The organism is Maricaulis maris (genome assembly GCF_036322705.1).
Lineage (GTDB): Bacteria > Pseudomonadota > Alphaproteobacteria > Caulobacterales > Maricaulaceae > Maricaulis > Maricaulis maris_B.
Window position 1 is genome coordinate 1,538,159 of record NZ_AP027270.1, and the last position, 19,175, is coordinate 1,557,333.

Consider the following 19,175-nt stretch of genomic DNA (forward strand, 5'->3'; position numbering starts at 1 on the left):
CGCTTTGGATCGAAACGTTACGCTTCGGTCTTGTCAGATTCGGATGACGCGTCAGCGACGGGGGCTTCAGCTTCGGCAGCCGGAGCGTCCTCGGCCTTGGCTTCCTCGGCCGGAGCTTCGGCAGCCGGTGCCGCTTCAGCTTCGATCAGGGTCTCGACCGGTGCTTCGGCTTCACCCAGATCCATGCCCATCGCCATCTGGCTGTCGCTCATGCCGTCGAGGACGGCGTCGGCGATCAGGTCGCAGTAGAGCGAAATGGCGCGGCTGGCGTCGTCATTGCCCGGGATCGGGAAATCGATCAGGTCCGGATCGCAATTGGTGTCGACCACGGCGATGACCGGGATGCCGAGCTTCTTGGCTTCCTGGATGGCAATGCCTTCCTTGTTCGTGTCGATCACGAACATCAGGTCCGGCGTGCCGCCCATGTCCTTGATACCACCGAGCGAGCGATCGAGCTTCTCGCGCTCACGGGTCAGCATCAGCTGTTCTTTCTTGGTGAGGCCGGCCATGCCGCCCTCGCTCTCGAACATGCCTTCCAGCTCGCGCAGACGGGCGATCGAGTTGGAGATGGTGCGCCAGTTGGTCAGCGTACCGCCGAGCCAGCGCTGGTTCATGTAGTATTGCGCGCAGCGACCAGCAGCCAGGGCGAGCGGCTCGGAAGCCTGACGCTTGGTGCCGACGAACAGGACCCGACCGCCCTTGGCAGCCGTTTCGCGCACTTTCACCAGGGCCTGGTGCAGCAGCGGGACGGTCTGGGACAGGTCGATAATGTGAATGTTGGACCGCTCACCAAAGATGAAATCCTTCATCTTCGGGTTCCAGCGGTGGGTCTGGTGTCCAAAGTGACAACCAGCTTCAAGCAGCTGACGCATGCTGAATTCAGGGAGAGCCATCGATTTTCCTTTTCCGGTTGGCCTCCACGGGGCGGAGCCGCCTGCACCTGCAAGCGACACCGGAGCGTCTGGCCAAAGACCGGACGTAGCCCCGTGTGCGTGATGGCGCGGCTTATAGGCGCGTCATGCCCGCTTGGCAAGCACGCGAACCCGCCGGAAAGACAGTGCTGGCATGCGTTGACGGGCGGCCGTCAGACGGTCTCGACCGAGGCCACGCCCTTCACCCCTTTCAGGGCAGCCTGCAGCGCCGCATCGGCGGAGTGGCGGCCCGGCAGGCGCATCTCGATTTCACCACCATCACGCAGCGGCATCAGCAGGTCGATCACTGCGTCATGACTGGCATCGGCCCGCTTGTTGGCGCGTTCGAGACGGGCATGCACGCTGGTCAGGGCGTCCGCCAGATCGAGTCGGATGCGCAGGCGTTCGGCCGACACCTTGGTGTCGAGCAGCTCGATCCGGTCGGCGAAGAAGGAAATCTGCTCGTCACGCTCATCAACGCGGCAATTGACCAGCACGGCCTGGCCGCTGTCGAGCAGGTCGCGCGAGGTCCGCAACAGTTCCGGCGAAACGAAAACCTCGAACTCGCCGGTGGGGTCGGACAGGGTCGTCCAGGCAAAACGCTCCCCCGACTTGTTCGAAACCCGTTCCTGACGTCGCCGCACCATGCCGGCCAGACGCAGGGCCGTTGCCCCGTCGGCTACGCGGGCCGGCGCCTCGGCGTGGAAGACCACGCCGCGACCGGCGAGATGCTCGCGCAGGTCATCGAGCGGGTGACCGGAGAGGTAAAAGCCGATCGCCGACAGCTCGGCGTCGAGACGCTCGGTGGCGGTCCACGGGTCCGGCTCGGGCAGGCGTGGCCGCTCGAGCTGGGCCTCGTCCCCGCCGCCGCCAAACAGGCTGGCCTGGGCGCTCTCGCGTTGCTCGGCAGCATGCTGCGCCATCGAGATCAGGGTCTCCGCGGAGGCCATGACGCGGGCGCGGTCCGGATCAAGCCCGTCGAACGCCCCGGCCTTGGCCAGGTTTTCAAAGGTGCGCTTGTTGATCTGGCGCGGATCGACGCGCTCGGCAAAATCATAGAGATCGCGGAACGGCCCGTTGGCCTCGCGCTCGGCCACGATATGCTCCATGGCGACGAAGCCGACATTGCGGATGGCGCCGAGGGCAAAGCGGATCGTCCCCTCCTCGACCGAGAAATCGGCCTGCGAGGCATTCACATCGGGCGGGCGCACCTCGATCTTCATGCGCCGAATTTCCTGGAAGAAGGCGGCCAGCTTGTCGGTATTGGCCGCGTCCAGCGACATCAGCGCGGCCATGAACTCGACCGGGTAATTCGCCTTCAGATAGCCGGTCCGGTACGCGATTGCGGCATAGGCGGCGGCGTGTGACTTGTTGAACCCATAGCCGGCGAACTCGGCCACCAGCTCGAAGATATAGGAGGCTTTCTCGCGGCTGACGCCATTCTTCTCGGCGCCCTCGAGGAAACGGACCTTTTGCTTGTCCATCTCCTCCTTCTTCTTCTTGCCCATGGCACGGCGCAGAAGGTCGGCTTCGCCGAGCGAATAGCCGGACAGGATCTGGGCGATCTGCATCACCTGTTCCTGGTAGATGATGACGCCGTAGGTTTCCGACAGCACGCCTTCCAGGTCGGGGTGAAGATTGTCGACTTCCGCCCGGCCGAATTTGCGGTCGACATAGACGTCGATATTCTTCATCGGACCGGGCCGATAGAGCGAGATCAGGGCGATCAGATCCTCGATCGCATCCGGCTTCATCTTCTTGAGCGTGTCGCGCATGCCCGAGGATTCCAGCTGGAACACGCCGATGGCATGGCCCGACTGCAACAGGTCGAAGGTCGCCTGGTCATCGAAATCAATGCCCTCGATGTCCGGCACCTCCTTGCCCGCCGAGGCGATATAGCCGAGGGCGCGGGCGATCACCGTCAGGGTCTTGAGGCCGAGGAAGTCGAACTTCACCAGCCCGGCCGGCTCGACCCATTTCATGTTGAACTGGGTGGCCGGAATATCGGAGCGCGGATCGCGATAGAGCGGCACCAGCTCGGTCAGGGCACGGTCCCCGATGACCACGCCGGCGGCGTGGGTCGAGGCGTTGCGGAACAGGCCTTCCAGTTTCAGGGCGACGGTCAGCAGGGTATCAACCGACTCGTCATTGCGGCGCATCTCCTTGAGCCGCGGCTCGATATCGAGCGCCTGGGCCAGGGTGACCGGGTTGGCCGGATTGGCCGGCACCATCTTGGCCAGACGGTCGACCAGGCCGAGCGGCAGCTGCAGCACCCGGCCGGTATCGCGCACCACGGCCCGCGCCTGTAGCGTCCCGAAGGTGATGATCTGGGCGACCCGGTCATGCCCGTATTGTTCCTGTACATAGCGGATCACCTCGCCGCGACGTTCCTGGCAGAAGTCGACGTCGAAGTCGGGCATGGAGACACGTTCGGGGTTCAGGAAGCGCTCGAACAGCAGGCCGAAGCGAAGCGGGTCGAGATCGGTGATGGTCAGCGCATAGGCGACCAGCGAGCCGGCACCCGAGCCGCGGCCCGGCCCGACCGGGATGTCATTGTTCTTGGCCCACTGGATGAAGTCCGAAACGATCAGGAAATAGCCCGGGAAGCCCATCTGCCGGATGATGCCCAGCTCGAAATCCAGACGCGCGCGATACTCGCTTTCCGGTGCCGCCGCATTGATGGTGGCGAGGCGTGCGGTCAGCCCCTCATGCGCGCGCGCGATCAGCTCCTCGCTCTCATCGCGGCCTCCCACGGTCGGGAAGCTGGGCAGGATCGGCGCGTGGGTGCGGACCCGGAAGGCACAGCGCCGGGCGATCTCGATCGTATTGGTCAGCGCTTCGGGGAGATCGGCGAAGCGCGCATTCATCTCCTCCGGCGTGGTCAGATAGTGATCCGCAGTGACCCGCCGCCGGTCGGCGACCGACACGAAGGAGCTCTCGGAGATACACAGCAGGGCGTCATGCGCCTTGTGCATGCCGGGATCGGTGAAATAGGCCTCATTGGTCGCGACCAGCGGCAGGTCGCGGGCATAGGCCTCGCGGACCAGCCAGTCCTCGGCCTCCAGCTCGACCGGCAGGCCGTGCCGTTGCAGCTCGACATAGAGCCGGTCGCCAAAGGCCGTCTCGAGCTGGCCGAGATAGCTGGCAGCTTCCGGATGACGACCGCCGGTGACCAGACGGTTGAGCACGCTGTCCGGCCCGCCCGTCAGCGCGATCAGTCCGGCACTGTGGTCGAGCACCAGCGCGAGCGGAATATGGGGTTCCTCGGCGCCATCAACATCGAGAAAAGCGGCGCTCGACAGCGCCATGAGATTTCCGTAGCCGACACTGTCCTGGGCCAGCAGGACCAGCGTGCCATCCGGCTCTGCGCGCTCCCCGGGGTGCGGGTCACCCAGACGGACTTTCAGCGTGCAGCCAACAATCGGCTGAACCCCGGCGCCCGACAGCACCTCGGAGAATTCGAGCGCGCCGAACAGGTTGTTGGTGTCCGTCAGCGCGATCGCCGGCATGCCATGGGTCTGGCAGGCTTCGGCCATCTTGGGCATGCGGATGGCACCCTCGAGCACCGAATAGGGCGAGCGAACCCGCAAATGCACAAATGGATAGTGCGCGCCCATACGCCGCTCCCGCATCCGGTCGCGAGGTCCAGCCGGTTCCCCGGCCGGTTTCGCGCCCTGCAAACCGATCCCACCCTGCCCGGCCGCGTGCGCGAACACACGCATCCCGAGTCAGGCGGATCAGTCTAGCGGGTTCAGGCAGCGCCGAGAACCGATCCCCACATGGCGATCATCCAAGCGAAACCCAAAACAGCTGTGGCAGCGGATACATCGTGAACCAGACGGCGCATGTCATTCTCCCCGAAATGCGTGTTCTGCATTTGTTCTAAATCGGGGCGTGACAGGCGTCAAGCGAAATGTTCCACTTTTGTTTCATGGGCGATTCGCGCGCGAGATCGCGAGGCTAGACAGGCTCATAGGGCGTGAGCCGGCCATCGGCGAAGGTCAGGATCCGGTCCATCCGGCTGGCCAGCTCGTGATTATGGGTCGCCACCAGGGCCGCCGCGCCCTCGGCCCGCACGGTCTCGCGAAAGGCCTCGAACACGGTTTCCGAGGTCACCGGATCAAGATTGCCGGTCGGCTCGTCAGCCAGCAGCACGTGCGGCGCGTTGGCCAAGGCGCGGGCGATGGCCACCCGCTGCTGCTCCCCGCCGGACAATTGCGAGGGCTGATGCAGGAGCCGGTCACCCAGACCCAGCTGGGTCAACAGGAGTTCGGCCCGCTCGCGCGCGGCCTTGGCCGGCACACCGGCGATCAGCTGCGGCAGGGTGATATTTTCCAGCGCGTCGAATTCCGGCAGCAAATGGTGGAACTGGTAGACAAAGCCGATCTCGCGCCGGCGGATCGAGGTGCGGTCGCGGTCACTGAGATCCCGCGTGGCGCGCCCCCTCACCCGGACCTCACCGCCATCTGGGCGCTCGAGCAGGCCCGCCGCATGCAGGAGCGAGGACTTGCCGGAGCCGGACGGCCCGACGAGGCCGACAATCTCGCCCGGCGACAGGGTCAGGCTGGCTCCCTGCAGGACCGGCAGCTGACCCGCTTCGGTGACATAGGTGCGATCGATCGCGTCGAGCTCGAGAACAAATTCACTCATAGCGCAGCGCCTCCACCGGATCGAGACGGGCCGCACGCCAGGCTGGCGGGATGGTCACCAGCAGCGAGATCGCAAAGCCGAAGACGGTGATGAAGACCACCTCACCCCAGTCGAGCTGGGCCGGAATGCGGTAGAGGTAATAGACGCTGGGATCCCAGACCTGGGCACCGGTCGTCCAGGTGATGAAGTCCTGGATCGGGCCGATGAAGGTGACGAAGAGAATACCGAGCATCAGGCCGGCAAAAGTGCCCGCCATGCCGATACTGGCGCCGACGATCAGGAAGACCCGCATGATCGAGGCGCGGGTCGCACCCATGGTGCGCAGGATGGCGATGTCGCGCGACTTGTTCTTCACCAGCATGACCAGGCCGGAAATGATGTTCATGGCGGCGATTGCGACGACAATGGACAGGATCAGGCGCATCGCCGTGCGCTCGAACTGGAGCGCGTTGAAGAAGGCCGGATCGAGCCGGGTGTAGTCGTAGACGGTGGCATTGAAGCCGGCGATGGCCCGGATCGTCTCGACGAAGAGCGGCGCCTGGTCGGGATCATCGAGCCGGACCTGGATCAGGTCGACCGTGTCACCGCGCAGGAAGAAGAGCTGGCCCTGCTCCAGCGGCATGAAGGCCAGGCTGTTGTCGATGGTCGAGACACCGGCAGCCAGGATGGCGCCGACATAATAGGCCTTCTGCTGTGGCCGTGCGCCAAAGGCGGACGGCGCGGCCCGCGCCGACAGGAAGGTCACGCGGTCGCCGACACTGACACCGAGACGCTGGGCGACTCCGGTGCCAAGGACGATCACATCGCCACCATTGCGGCCTTCACCGAACTCGCTGAGGTCGCCGAACTGCAGGCCGGTAAGGCTGCGCGGGTCATCCCCGGACTGGACCACATCCATCCGGGCAAGGTCCTCGGGACGCACGGCGAGCACCTGGAGAAAGGTTTCATACCGGTCCGAGGTCGCCATGACCTGGCCGGACACCACCGGATCGGCGCTCTTCACGCCGGTCATCGCCTCGATTTCGGTCAGCAGGCGATCAATCTCGCCGGGATCAATTTCCCGAGTATCGACATAGACATGCGGCTGAAAGCCGAGAAGCTGGTTAAAGAGCTCGGCGCGGAAGCCGTTCATGATCGACATGACGGCGATCAGGCCGGTGACCGCGAGTGCGATGCCGCCGAAGGAGATCCAGGCGATCAGGGCGACGCCGCCATGCTTGCGACGGGCCCGCAGATAGCGAAAGGCGAGCAGGAATTCATACGGGCTGAAGGGACGTGCCCCGCCTGCCGATGCCGAGCCTGCTTCGCCACCCGCCTCAGTCATCGCTGAACGCCCGCGCGGAGAGACGCGCGACGGCGTCTTCCGGTGACAATTCATGGGTCTCGCCCGAGCGACGGACCTTGAGCTCGACCTTGCCCTCTTTCAGGCCGCGCGGCCCGATCACCAGCTGATAGGGCAGACCGATCAGATCGGCGGTGGCGAACTTGGCGCCGGCGCGATTGTCGGTATCGTCATAGAGCGGATCGAGCCCGGCCTTGACCAGCGCCGCATAGGCGCTCTCGCAGGCCGCATCGCACTCGGCATCGCCGACACGCATATTGATGATGCCGACACCGAAGGGCGCGACGCTTTCCGGCCAGACACAGCCCTTCTCGTCGTGATGCGCCTCGATGATCGCCCCGAGCAGGCGCGACACGCCGACCCCGTACGAGCCCATGTGCACGGGACGGATCTGGCCGTCCTGATGCTGGACAACTGCTTTCATCGGCTCGGAATACTTGGTGCCGAAATAGAAGATATGACCGACTTCGATGCCGCGGGCGGAGAGCTGGCGGTCGGCCGGGACCGCCGCGAAGGCGTCCGGCTCGTGCATTTCCTCGGTCGCGGCATAGAGCGCCGTGCGCTGGTCGACATAGGGCTGGAGGTCGCCGTCGAAATCGACATCAGGACCGGGCACCGGCATCTCGACCAGATCGGCATGACAGAAGACCTCACTCTCGCCGGTGTCGGCCAGGACGATGAATTCATGGCTCAGATCACCGCCGATCGGACCGGTATCGGCCTTCATCGGGACAGCCTTGAGGCCCATGCGCGCGAAGGTGTTGAGATAGGCCACGAACATGCGGTTATAGGATTTGCGCGCCGTCTCCTCGTCCAGGTCGAAGGAATAGGTGTCCTTCATCAGGAATTCGCGGCCCCGCATGACGCCGAAGCGCGGGCGGATCTCGTCGCGGAATTTCCACTGGATGTGGTAAAGCAGCTTGGGCAGGTCCTTGTAGGAACGGCAATAGGACCGGAAGAGCTCGGTGATCATCTCCTCATTGGTCGGCCCGTACAGCATCTCGCGATCATGACGGTCGGTGATGCGCAGCATCTCCTGGCCGTAATCATCATAGCGCCCGCTCTCGCGCCACAGATCGGCCGACTGGATGGTCGGCATCAGCAACTCGACAGCGCCGGCCCTGTTCTGCTCCTCGCGGACGATCTGCTCGACCTTGTTGAGGACTTTCAGACCGAGCGGCAGCCACGAGTAGATACCCGCCGATTGCTGCTTGATCATGCCGGCACGCAGCATCAGCTGGTGCGACACGATCTGCGCGTCGGAGGGGGTTTCTTTCAGGACAGGCAGGAAAAAGCGGGACAGGCGCATGAGGCGATTCCGGTGGGTTCGTGTGTAACGCCCATTAGACCGGGTGAGCCGCGTAATACAAGGCGGCAGGCGGGCCGGTCTGCAGAGACCGGCCCGAACTCGGCCCGTCAACCGTGATCCGCCCTACCCCTCAGCCGGATAATAGGTCGGCGAGCCCGGCCCGACCGGAAGGTCCAGTCCGAACGTCCACAGGAAGAAGAAGCTCGACCAGAAGATCAGGAAAAAGATCGTGTAGGGCAGCATCATCGCGATCAGCGTGCCGACGCCCAGCTTGCGGTCATAGCGCGTCGCCCAGGCCAGGATGAGACCGAAATAGCTCATCATCGGGGTGATGATATTGGTCGTGCTGTCGCCAATCCGGTAGGCCGCCTGGATCACCTCCGGGGCATAGCCGATCAGCATCAGCATCGGCACAAAGATCGGCGCCGTCACCGCCCACTGGGCCGAGGCCGAGCCGAGCGACAGGTTGATCACCGCGCACATCAGGATGAAGAGGAAGAAGACCAGTGGCCCGGTCAGGCCGCTATCCTGCAGGAATTGCGCCCCGGTCACCGCCGTGATGGCGCCGAGATTGGTCCAGCCGAAAAAGGCGACGAATTGGGCCGCGAAGAAAACCAGCACGATGTAGAGACCCAGCGCACTCAGCGCGCCGGCCATGGCGTCGATGACATCGCGGTCGGACTTCATGGTCCCGACGGCGCGGCCATAGGCATAGCCGGCGACCACGAAGAAGATCAGGATCCAGACCACGAAGCCCCGGAAGAAGGGCGAGTTGATCCGGTCGCCGGTGTCGGGATTGCGCAACACACCCCATTCCGGCAGCAGGGTCAGCGCCATCAGGCCGAAGACGGCGAGGATGCCCAGCCCGGCCCAGACCAGACCCTTGCGTTCGCCGTCGGACAACGGCTGCATCATGTTCTTGTCGAGCACGGTCTCGTCGGCGGCCGACGGATTATACCGGCCCAGCTTGGGCTCGACGATGAAGATGGTGACCAGCGAGCCGATCGCGGTGATCAGGAAGGTCGAGGCGACCATGAAGTACCAGTTCGCCGTCGCCACCACGACATAGTCCGGATCGATCAGGCGCGCGGCTTCCTGGGTGATCCCCGCCAGCAGCGGATCGATCGTGCCGATCAGGAGATTGGCGCTATAGCCGCCTGACACACCGGCAAAGGCGGCGGCCATGCCGGCCAGCGGGTGCCGTCCGAGCGCGTAGAAAATCGCACCGGCCAGCGGGATCAGGACGACATAGCCGACTTCGGAGGCGGTATTGGAGACAATGCCGGCGAAGACGATGGCGACAGTCACGACATGGCGCGGTGCCGACAGCACCATGCCGCGTACAGCAGCGGAGAGAAGCCCGGACTTCTCGGCCACACCGACGCCGAGCATGGCAACGAGGACCACGCCAAGCGGTGCGAAATTGGTGAAATTGGTGACCAGGCCGGTGAAGATGCGCCGGATGCCATCGCCATCGAGCAGGCTGACCGCCCGGATCATGCCGTCCTCGGCAACTCCGCGCGCGCCCGCGGGACGCGGGTCTTCGACCGCAATTCCCATCCAGCCGAGCAGACCCGAGAGCAGGACGATTCCGACGGCCAGGAGCGCAAACAGGGTGACCGGATGCGGCAGCAGGTTTCCGAGCCACTCCACCCCGTCCAGAAACCGCGTGAAGACGCCCCGCTTTGCCGGTTCGGCCTGGCCCTGATTGTTGCGCATGATCACCCCTGTGCTGCCGTGCAGGCCGCACAAGACACGAGCTGAGAATTGTTTTCAACCCGATGAAATCTAGGGACTTATTGGTTGCCGGAGACTCAGTTGCCAGCCAAGGTCGATCAATACCAGCGGTGCGGCATCAACTGGCTCAGCACACCGCTCTCGGTGATGATGAAATAGAATATCCAGGCAATCGAGGTGGCGATCGTCGTCCACCACATCTTGCGCGCCATGTTGGGCGCTTGCGGTGCCCCGGGCTCGGACCCGTCCACGACGTCGCCAGCCTCTTCCTGCGAGCGTACGCCGATCGGCAGCATGGTGAAGAAGAAGAGCCACCAGACAATCAGGAAGACGACCACACCGTTGACAATGCCAACGCCGCCGTCACGCACGAAGAAACCCTTCAGCCAGAGAAGCGCCGCGATCGCGACGGGGACATGACCGATCCAGCGTTTCATCATTGCGGCTCCTGCATCAGCTCGATGAGCTGGCCGTGACTGTCCTTGGGATGGATGAAGATGACCGGCACACCGTGGGCACCGACATAGGGCTCTCCCGTACCGAGCACGGTCGCGCCCTTCGCCACCATCGCGTCCCGGGCGGCGACAATGTCAGGCACCTCAAAGCAGAGATGGTGCTGGCCGCCCTTGGGATTGCGTTCAAGGAATTTGTGGACCGGACTGTCCGCGCCGAGCGGTTCGAGGAGCTCGATCTCGCTATTGGCGAGATGGACGAAGGCCACCCTCACCCCGAGATGCGGAAAATCCTTCGTCTCGGTCGCATCGGCGGCGCCATAGAGTTCGGCATAGGTTTTCTTGGCCGCCTCGATATCGGGTACGGCCACGCCGACATGGTTCAAACGTCCGATCTTCATCCCGCGTCTCCGTGTCAGACTTCCAGCATCATGATCTCGACCCAGGGCTTCTTGCCCCAGATCCGCCCGGCCTCGCGGCGGACCGCCCGCCGGATTTCTTCCTCGGCCAGTTCTACATCGCGGCGGTCGCGCTTGGACATGCGACCAAAGGCCCGCTCGGCCTCGTCAGCCAGGGCATCGGCGAAATCATCCAGCGAGGTCTCGGCATCTTCCGGCACGCCCTGGAAGCGCACTTCCGGTCCCGACACGATCTCGCCCTTCTCGCTCACGGCCAGCGACAGGGTGACCTGTCCGGCATGCGCCAGCTTGCGCCGCTCGCGGATCGAGTTGGCATTGGAGTCGACCATGAAATTGCCGTCGACATGCAGCCGGCCGGACGGCACTTCATCGACAATCGAGGCGCTGCCATCGGAGCGGATCTGGACCATGTCGCCATTGCGGACCGACACCGTGTGCGGCACTTGCAGCTCGCGGGCATAGGCGGCGTGCTCGAGCAGGTGACGGCGTTCGCCATGCACCGGGATCGCCACTTTCGGCTTGGCCCAGGCATACATCTGCGCCAGCTCGTCGCGGCATGGATGGCCGGAGACGTGGATCGGCCGGTTCTTCTCGGTGAGAATATGGACCCCGCGCTCGGCGAGCTGGTTCTGCAGCTCGAAAATGCCCAGCTCATTGCCCGGAATGACGCGGCTCGAGAAGATCACCGTGTCCTCATTGCCGAGGGTCACATTGCGGTGATTGCCGGCAGCAATCCGCGACAGCGCTGCGCGTGGCTCGCCTTGAGAGCCGGTGCACAGGTAGAGGATTTTCTCGGCCGGGAAGAAGGCAGCCTCCTCCTCGCCGACAAAGTCCTGGACGTCCTGGAGCAGGCCAACGGCCTTGGCCGCCGCGGTCATGCGGTGCATCGACCGGCCGACCAGGCAGACCCGGCGGCCATTGGCCTCGGCCGCCTGGATGGCGGATTGCAGGCGCGCGACATTTGACGCGAAGGCGGCGATGGCGACCTTGCCGGTCTTGCACTCGCTGACCACCTTGATCAGCTCGTCGCGGACATCCCCCTCGGAGCCACTCTCGCCCGGCGTGAACACGTTTGTGCTGTCGCAGATCATCGCCAGCACACCCTCGTCGCCGATTGCGGTGATGGCATCGATATCGGTCGCCTCACCGATCATCGGGGCGGGATCGATCTTCCAGTCGCCCGTATGCAGCACCATGCCGGCCGGCGTCCGGATGGCGATGCCATTGGGTTCCGGGATGGAGTGCGTCAGGGTGACCATCTGCAGGTCGAACGGACCGAGCTGGAAGCGGCTGTCGAGCGCAATTTCGTGCAGCTCCACCTCATCCAGCAGACCGTATTCGCGCAACCGGTCACGGACCAGCCAGGCGGTGAAGGGTGTCGCCCAGATCGGACATTTCAGCCGCCGCCAGAGATGCGCCACGGCGCCCATGTGATCTTCGTGGGCATGGGTCAGCACCATGCCGATCAAATCGTCCCGGCGCTCCTCGATAAAGCGCGGGTCGGGCATGATGAGATCAACGCCCGGCGTGGTCAGATTGCCGAAAGTCACACCGCAATCGACGATGATCCACTTCTGCCTTCCCTCCGGCCCATAGCCGTAGAGATTGAGATTCATGCCGATTTCATCGGATCCGCCAAGCGGCAGGAAATAGAGGCTATCGGTCACGTATTGCTACCGCCATTGAGTTTCCAGACTTCGAGAAGGCCGCGAATGGTCAGATCCGCGTCATAGTGGTCGATCGCCTTGGAGGCGCCGTCAAACAGCGAGACGACACCGCCCGTCGCGACCACGGTCATGGGTTGGGCGTACTCGGTCTTGAGCCGATGGACCAGCCCGTCAATCAGATCGATATAACCCCAGAACACGCCCGACTGCATCGCCGAGACGGTATCCTTGCCCATCACCCGCGCCGGCTTGGCGATGGCAACCCGCGGCAGCTTGGCCGCCGCGCTGTGCAGGGCCTGCATGGAGAGGTTGATACCCGGTGCGATGATCCCGCCCTCAAAGGCGCCATCGGCCGCGATCACGTCAAAGGTCGTCGCGGTGCCGCTATCAATGATGATCAGCGCGCCATCATAGACCGCGCGCGCGCCAAGGGCATTGACCAGGCGGTCGGCACCGGCGTCCTGGGGACGATCGAGACGGACCTCGATATCCATGCGCACACCCGGTTCGCCGACGATCACCGGCTCGGTCTTGAAATAGCGGCGCGACAGGTTGCGCAGATTGAACAGCGCCTGCGGCACCACGGTCGAGATCACGCAATCGGTGATATCGCTGAAGGAGCGGCCCTGCAGGGCCATCAGCTGGGACAGCCAGACCGCATGCTCGTCGGCGGTCCGCGTCGAGTCGGTCCCCGAGCGCCACTGGGCGACCCAGTCGGTCCCGTCATGAATGGCAAACAGCGTATTGGTGTTGCCGCAGTCGATCGCGAGCAGCATGGCGTTCCTTTCAGCCCCTGTCGGGGAAAAACACGTCTCCTGCGGAGATATACCGTCGTCCGCCGCCGACCAAGTCCAGACGCAGTGCGCCATCGGGTCCAAGGTCGGCGAAGGTGCCGGACACGGTCTCGTTTTCCAGCCGTGCCTCGCAGCGCTGCCCGAGGCCATGGGCACGGGTCAGCCAGCGATCACGGATCGGGCCAAAGCCACCGAGATGCCAGTCCTCCCGCTCGCGCTCGAAGGCGGTAATCAGGGTCACCAGCGCGTCTTCAGGAGCCAGGGACCGGCCATGCCGGGCGAGTGCCGTCGCCGGCCGCTCGGCGTCGTCGGGCGCTTCCGCGAGATTGATGCCGATACCGATCGCCAGCCAAAGTCCACCGCCCGGCGCGGCACCACTCTCGAGCAGGATGCCAGCCACCTTGCGGCCGCCGACAAGCGCATCATTCGGCCATTTCAGGCGGGTCAGCGCCGGATCGCGTGTCGCACTGTCACAGACCGCAGCGACCGCCAGCGCCGCCGCGAAGGACAGCTCGGCGGCTCGCGCCGGTTCGCACTGAAAGGTGTAGAGGCCGGTGGCAAAGAGATTGCCGCCATGACCGCTCCAGACCCGCCCGCGACGGCCGCGACCGGCGGTCTGGCGACGGGCCGCGAGCCAGAGCGGGCCGCGCTCGCCGGCAGCGGCCCGGTCACGGATATCGGCATTGGTCGAGCCTGTTTCCTCGACCCACTCAATTCGGGGCTGGATATCCGGCAAGACGCTAGGTCAGCGACAGCCCGACCGAATAGGCCCGGAAGACCAGCCAGCCGAGCACGGGCAGCAGCAGCACCGTGGCCAGACCGGCAATGCGGGCAACCCAGTAAGTGCTGGCCGCAGCCGGCACGAACTCGACTTCCGAGGTGTCGAACCAGATCACCTTCACAATGCGCAGATAATAGGCCGCGCCCACCACCGAGAAGAGCACCGCGAGGACAGCGAGGATCATCAGATCGGCCTGGACCGCGGCAAAGACGACGAAGAACTTGCCGAAGAAACCGACCATGAAGGGCAGCCCCCCGATCGAGAACATCAGCGCCGTCATCGACCAGCCGAGACCCGGGTTCTTCTGGGCCAGGCCGGCCAGATCGGAAATCTGCTCGACCATGCCTTCACGGGTGCGCATCGACAGGATGCCGGCGAAAGAGCCGATCACGCCGACCATGTAGAGCGACATGAAGACCAGCAGCGCCCACAGCCCCGTCTGGCTGGCCGCCGCAACGGCCACCAGCGCATAGCCCATATTGCCGATCGAGGAGTAAGCCATCAGACGCTTGATGTTCTGCTGGGTCAGGGCGCCGAAAGCCCCGATGCCCATCGACAGGACAGCGATCATCCAGATCACGTCACGCCACTGGTCGACCACGGCGCCGAAGGGCTCCATCAGGACCCGCGCCAGCAGCACGATCGCGGCGAATTTGGGGGCGGTCGCAAAGAAGGCGGTGACCGGGGTCGGAGCGCCCTCATAAACGTCCGGCGTCCACATGTGGAAGGGAGCGGCCGAGACCTTGAAGGCCAGGCCGCAGATCACAAAGACCAGACCCACCGTCAGGCCGACATTGCTGCCGCTCTCGACGGCCAGGGCGATATCGGAGAACCCGGTCGAACCAGCAAAGCCATAGACCAGCGACGCGCCGTAAAGCAGCAGACCCGAGGACAGCGCACCGAGCACGAAATACTTCAGGCCGGCTTCCGAGGCCCGCAGGCTGTCGCGGTTGAAGGCGGCCAGCACATAGAGGGCCAGCGACATCAACTCGATGCCCATATACATGGCAATGAGGTCGTTGGCGGAGACCATCATCAGCATGCCGGTGACGGCCAGTCCGACCAGGACCGGGTATTCGATCTTGCCGAGCTTTTCCGCTTCCAGATACGGCATGGCAAGCAGCATCGCGATGGCCGCGACCAGGGCGATCGCGGTCTTCGAGAAGCGGGCCAGGCTGTCATAGACAAAGCTGTCATTGAAGGCCGTGCCTTCGCCGGGAACCAGAAGCAGGGCCGCGAGACCGGCAGCCACCAGCAGAGCGATGGTCAGCCACTGGACCAGCCGTGTGGTCCCCGCGCCCGTCAGGAAAACGCCGAGCATCAGCATGGCCATGGCGCCACACGCCAGCACCAGCTCGGGAATGAGAAGCGACAAATCCTGGGAAAGCATGTCGGCCGTCATGGCTGGCTTCTCCTACTGGGCGGATGCGGCAAGCGCCGCATCGTAATTGGAAATCAGATGGCCGACCGCGGTGGCGGTGACATCCGTGATCAGGGTCGAGAACACGCCGAGCACGAGCGCACCGATGATCAGCGGAATGAAGATCAGCCACTCCATCCGGTTGAGATCGGTGATGGTCTCGAGCTTGGGATTGGTCATCTCGCCGAACACGACATCGCGATAGACGGTCAGCATGTACATGGCCGACAGGATGACGCCGACCGCCGCACCGGTGGCGATCCACCAGCTGACCTGGAAGGCCCCGACCATGGTCATGATCTCGCCGACGAAGCCGGACGTGCCCGGCAGGCCGACATTGGCCATCGCGAACAGGCCGAAGATCGCAGCGAACACCGGCATGCGGTGCACGAGGCCACCATAGAAGGCAATCTCGCGGGTATGCATGCGGTCGTAGATCACGCCGACGCACAGGAAGAGCGCGCCGGAGATCACACCATGCGAAATCATCTGGAAGATCGCGCCCTGCACGCCCGTCTCGTTCATCGCGAACAGGCCCATCGTCACGAAGCCCATGTGGGCGACCGAGGAATAGGCGATCAGCTTCTTGATGTCGGTCTGACGGAAGGCGACCAGGGAGGTGTAGATGATCGCAATGATCGAGAGCGCGAAGACCATCGGCGCGAAATAGGCGCTCGCCTCCGGGAACATCGGCAGGGAGAAGCGCAGGAAGCCGTAACCGCCGAGCTTAAGGAGCACACCGGCGAGGATCACCGAACCGGCGGTCGGCGCCTGCACGTGCGCGTCGGGCAACCAGGTATGGACCGGCCACATCGGCATCTTCACCGCGAACGAGGCAAAGAAGGCCAGCCACATCCACATCTGCACATCGCGCGCAAACTCGGTCTCCAGCAGCACCGTGATGTCGGTCGTGCCGGCCTGCAGGAACATCGCGATCATCGCGACCAGCATCAGCACCGAGCCGAGCAGGGTGTAGAGGAAGAACTTGAACGCGGCATAGACGCGGTTCTGGCCGCCCCAGACGCCGATGATGATGAACATCGGGATCAGCCCACCTTCGAAGAAGATGTAGAAGACCACGATGTCGAGCGCGCAGAAGACGCCGATCACCAGGGTTTCCAGCAGCAGGAAAGCGATCATGTAGTCCGCGACGCGGTTCTTGATCGAGCCCGACGCCATGATGCAGAGCGGCATCAGGAAAGCGGTCAGCAGGACGAAGAGCACCGACAGGCCGTCGACACCCATGCGGTAACCCAGACCGATCTGCTCCAGCCACGTCACCTCATGGACGAACTGGAAGCCGGTCACACTGGTATCGAAATTGGCCACCAGCAGGATCGACATGCCGAGCGTCACCATGGTCGCCAGCCAGGCGACCCACCGCGAATTGCGGTCGATCAGACCCTGGTCTTCGGACCGGGCGGTGAAGCGGAAGATCGCGATAACCAGGGCCCCGAGCGCCGGGACAAAGGTCAGGATCGACAGGAAGGCTTCAAATTCGCCGAACATTTAAAGACCCCCTTGCCCGATCAGGATCCAGAGCGAGAAGCCCAGAACACCGATCAGCATGACGAATGCGTAGTGATAGAGGAAACCGGACTGGCCCTTGGCCAGACGGCGGGCCGCGGCCAGTGTCGTACCGGCGACGCCATTGGGACCGAGCCCGTCGATCAGCTTCACGTCCCCGATCTTCCAGAACAGGTCACCGAGTGCCTTGGCGCCGCGGACGAAGACGAAGTGATAGATCTCGTCCACATACCACTTGTTGTAGAGGAAGGAGTGCAGCGGACCTCCGCGGGCCGCGATCCGGGCGCCCATGCCTTCATTGATCAGGTAGAACCAGATCGCCAGCAGGAAGCCGAACACGGTCGCGATGAAGGGCGACAGGATCACCCAGGTCGGCGGGTGGTGCCCGCCGCCATGATCGTCATAGGCCGCCTCACCATGACCGTCACCGGCTGCCGCATAAGCCGTCTCGCCAGCATGCCCGGCGTCTTCGCCATGCGTGTCGACGGTCGCGGCATGGTCACCATCGGCGGCATAACCCTCGCCATGGTCGCCCGCGGCGGCATAATCGCCCGTCTCGCCATGATCAACGGCAGCGCCATAATCGCCCGCCACAGCCGGACCATGCGATGCGGCCGGAACCGCGCCATGCCAGAAGTGTCCGGCATTGTCGCCAATGAAGTCCTTCTTGAAGACGCCACCGGCAAAGACCGCACCAATGGCCAGCACCACCAGCGGCATCGCCATGGCGAACTTCGGATCATGCGCGTGATCATACACATCCTTGGGACCGCGGAACTTGCCGTGGAAGGTCATGAAGATCAGGCGCCAGGAGTAGAAGCTCGTCAGCAGCGCTGCGACCACACCGATCCAGAAGGCCGGGATACCGAAGAAGACACCTTCGCGGCCAGCCATGAAGGCGCCCTCGATGATGGCATCCTTCGAGAAGAAGCCGGCAAAGCCGAGATCCCAAGGCAGAAGACCGAGCAGGCCGAAGGAGAAGCCGACCCCGGTCAGCGCTACCGTGCCGATGATCATCATCAGCCACGTCATCGGCATCATCTTGTACAGGCCGCCCATCTTGCGCATGTCCTGCTCGTCATGGACGCCGTGGATCACCGCGCCGGAGCCGAGGAACAAGAGCGCCTTGAAGAAGGCGTGCGTGAACAGGTGGAACATGGCGGCGCCATAGAGGCCGAGGCCGGCAGCGAAGAACATGTAGCCAAGCTGCGAACAGGTCGAATAGGCGACCACGCGCTTGATATCGTTCTGGGCCATGCCGACCGTCGCCGCGAACAATGCTGTGGTCGCACCGATCACGGTCACAAAGGCCGAAGCCGCCTCGGCATTCTCGAAGATCGGGAAAGCGCGGCAGACCAGGAAGACACCGGCCGTGACCATGGTCGCAGCGTGGATCAGGGCGGAGACCGGCGTCGGGCCTTCCATCGCGTCCGGCAGCCAGACGTGCAGGAAGAATTGCGCCGACTTGCCCATCGCCCCGATGAAGAGGAGGAAGGCGATCAGCTCGATCGCGTTGAACTCCATGCCGGCAAAGGCCAGCACCGCGTCGGCGTGATCAGGCACAGCCGCGAACACGTCGTCGAAGGTCACCGACCCGAAGACATGGAAAATCGCCATGATGCCGAGGGCAAAGCCGAAATCGCCGACCCGGTTGGTCACGAAAGCCTTGATGGCAGCGTCATTGGCGGACTTCTTCTTGTACCAGAAGCCGATCAGCAGATAGGAGGCCAGTCCCACGCCTTCCCAGCCGAAGAAGAGCTGGAGGAAGTTGTCGGCGGTCACCAGCGACAGCATCGCGAAGGTGAAGAGCGACAGGTAGGAGAAGAAGCGCGCCTTGTGCGGGTCGTGCTCCATATAGCCCCAGGAATAGATGTGCACGAGCGAGGAGACCGAGGTCACCACGACCAGCATCACCGCGGACAGGCTGTCCAGCTTGATCGCCCAGGACACGTCGAACGCGCCGACGCTCATCCAGGTCGCGAGGTGGATGGTCTGGGCATTGCCGCCATAGGTCACGTCGAAGAAGACGATGACCGAGAGGACGAAGGACAGCAGCACCGAGGCCGTTGTCACCACCTGGGCCGTGCGGTGTCCGACATGATTGCCGAGAAGGCCGGCAAAGGCCGATGCGAGGAGCGGCCCGAAGACGATAATGGGTGCCATGAT

Annotated in this window: 14 protein-coding genes; all 14 read right to left on the reverse strand. The window is 63.9% G+C overall.

Going from position 1 to position 19,175, the window contains the following annotated elements; genetic code table 11:
- Positions 1-17: 17 nt before the first annotated feature.
- A complete protein-coding gene (gene rpsB, locus AAA969_RS07210) occupies positions 18-893 on the reverse strand; it encodes a 30S ribosomal protein S2 (protein WP_338245107.1) in 876 nt (291 codons plus the stop codon).
- Between the two features lie 191 nt (positions 894-1,084).
- Complete coding sequence (gene dnaE, locus AAA969_RS07215) at positions 1,085-4,528, reverse strand: DNA polymerase III subunit alpha (protein ID WP_338245109.1); 3,444 nt, start codon at positions 4,526-4,528, stop codon at positions 1,085-1,087.
- Positions 4,529-4,871: 343 nt separating this feature from the next.
- Positions 4,872-5,561: an ABC transporter ATP-binding protein gene (locus AAA969_RS07220; protein ID WP_338245111.1), complete on the reverse strand. Its 690-nt coding sequence runs from the start codon at positions 5,559-5,561 to the stop codon at positions 4,872-4,874.
- The gene (locus tag AAA969_RS07225) at positions 5,554-6,885 is read right to left on the reverse strand and encodes a lipoprotein-releasing ABC transporter permease subunit (RefSeq protein WP_338245114.1); all 1,332 of its coding nucleotides are present in this window, start codon (positions 6,883-6,885) and stop codon (positions 5,554-5,556) included. Before AAA969_RS07225 ends, AAA969_RS07220 begins: the two co-directional genes overlap by 8 nt.
- A complete protein-coding gene (gene proS / locus AAA969_RS07230) occupies positions 6,878-8,212 on the reverse strand; it encodes a proline--tRNA ligase (protein WP_338245116.1) in 1,335 nt (444 codons plus the stop codon). The genes AAA969_RS07225 and proS overlap by 8 nt, the downstream gene beginning before the upstream one ends.
- Before the next feature lie 123 nt (positions 8,213-8,335).
- Positions 8,336-9,931, reverse strand: a complete 1,596-nt coding sequence (locus tag AAA969_RS07235; RefSeq protein ID WP_338245118.1) for an AbgT family transporter — start codon at positions 9,929-9,931, stop codon at positions 8,336-8,338.
- Between the two features lie 116 nt (positions 9,932-10,047).
- Positions 10,048-10,386 (reverse strand): DUF1467 family protein, encoded by a 339-nt coding sequence (locus tag AAA969_RS07240; protein ID WP_338245120.1) that lies wholly within the window; start codon positions 10,384-10,386, stop codon positions 10,048-10,050.
- Positions 10,386-10,802 (reverse strand): methylmalonyl-CoA epimerase, encoded by a 417-nt coding sequence (gene mce / locus AAA969_RS07245; RefSeq protein WP_338245122.1) that lies wholly within the window; start codon positions 10,800-10,802, stop codon positions 10,386-10,388. The genes AAA969_RS07240 and mce overlap by 1 nt, the downstream gene beginning before the upstream one ends.
- 14 nt (positions 10,803-10,816) lie before the next feature.
- The gene (locus AAA969_RS07250) at positions 10,817-12,436 is read right to left on the reverse strand and encodes a ribonuclease J (RefSeq protein ID WP_425325042.1); all 1,620 of its coding nucleotides are present in this window, start codon (positions 12,434-12,436) and stop codon (positions 10,817-10,819) included.
- 47 nt (positions 12,437-12,483) lie between these two features.
- Entirely contained in the window at positions 12,484-13,263 is a 780-nt protein-coding gene (locus AAA969_RS07255; RefSeq protein ID WP_338245126.1) for a type III pantothenate kinase, read from the reverse strand.
- Between the two features lie 10 nt (positions 13,264-13,273).
- Positions 13,274-14,017 carry a biotin--[acetyl-CoA-carboxylase] ligase gene (locus AAA969_RS07260; protein ID WP_338245128.1) on the reverse strand — a complete coding sequence of 248 codons (744 nt, stop codon included), beginning with the start codon at positions 14,015-14,017 and terminating at the stop codon, positions 13,274-13,276.
- Between the two features lie 4 nt (positions 14,018-14,021).
- Positions 14,022-15,464: an NADH-quinone oxidoreductase subunit NuoN gene (gene nuoN / locus AAA969_RS07265; protein ID WP_338245129.1), complete on the reverse strand. Its 1,443-nt coding sequence runs from the start codon at positions 15,462-15,464 to the stop codon at positions 14,022-14,024.
- Between the two features lie 12 nt (positions 15,465-15,476).
- The gene (locus AAA969_RS07270) at positions 15,477-16,991 is read right to left on the reverse strand and encodes an NADH-quinone oxidoreductase subunit M (RefSeq protein ID WP_338245131.1); all 1,515 of its coding nucleotides are present in this window, start codon (positions 16,989-16,991) and stop codon (positions 15,477-15,479) included.
- The gene (gene nuoL / locus AAA969_RS07275) at positions 16,992-19,172 is read right to left on the reverse strand and encodes an NADH-quinone oxidoreductase subunit L (protein WP_338245133.1); all 2,181 of its coding nucleotides are present in this window, start codon (positions 19,170-19,172) and stop codon (positions 16,992-16,994) included.
- Positions 19,173-19,175: the final 3 nt, after the last annotated feature.

Bases quoted from the DNA above. Each gene is read 5' to 3' on its own strand.
- rpsB (WP_338245107.1), bottom strand. From the start codon at position 893: ATGGCTCTCCCTGAATTCAGCATGCGTCAGCTGCTTGAAGCTGGTTGT.
- dnaE (WP_338245109.1), bottom strand. From the start codon at position 4,528: ATGGGCGCGCACTATCCATTTGTGCATTTGCGGGTTCGCTCGCCCTAT.
- AAA969_RS07220 (WP_338245111.1), bottom strand. From the start codon at position 5,561: ATGAGTGAATTTGTTCTCGAGCTCGACGCGATCGATCGCACCTATGTC.
- AAA969_RS07225 (WP_338245114.1), bottom strand. From the start codon at position 6,885: ATGACTGAGGCGGGTGGCGAAGCAGGCTCGGCATCGGCAGGCGGGGCA.
- proS (WP_338245116.1), bottom strand. From the start codon at position 8,212: ATGCGCCTGTCCCGCTTTTTCCTGCCTGTCCTGAAAGAAACCCCCTCC.
- AAA969_RS07235 (WP_338245118.1), bottom strand. From the start codon at position 9,931: ATGCGCAACAATCAGGGCCAGGCCGAACCGGCAAAGCGGGGCGTCTTC.
- AAA969_RS07240 (WP_338245120.1), bottom strand. From the start codon at position 10,386: ATGAAACGCTGGATCGGTCATGTCCCCGTCGCGATCGCGGCGCTTCTC.
- mce (WP_338245122.1), bottom strand. From the start codon at position 10,802: ATGAAGATCGGACGTTTGAACCATGTCGGCGTGGCCGTACCCGATATC.
- AAA969_RS07250 (WP_425325042.1), bottom strand. From the start codon at position 12,436: ATGAATCTCAATCTCTACGGCTATGGGCCGGAGGGAAGGCAGAAGTGG.
- AAA969_RS07255 (WP_338245126.1), bottom strand. From the start codon at position 13,263: ATGCTGCTCGCGATCGACTGCGGCAACACCAATACGCTGTTTGCCATT.
- nuoN (WP_338245129.1), bottom strand. From the start codon at position 15,464: ATGACGGCCGACATGCTTTCCCAGGATTTGTCGCTTCTCATTCCCGAG.
- AAA969_RS07270 (WP_338245131.1), bottom strand. From the start codon at position 16,991: ATGTTCGGCGAATTTGAAGCCTTCCTGTCGATCCTGACCTTTGTCCCG.
- nuoL (WP_338245133.1), bottom strand. From the start codon at position 19,172: ATGGCACCCATTATCGTCTTCGGGCCGCTCCTCGCATCGGCCTTTGCC.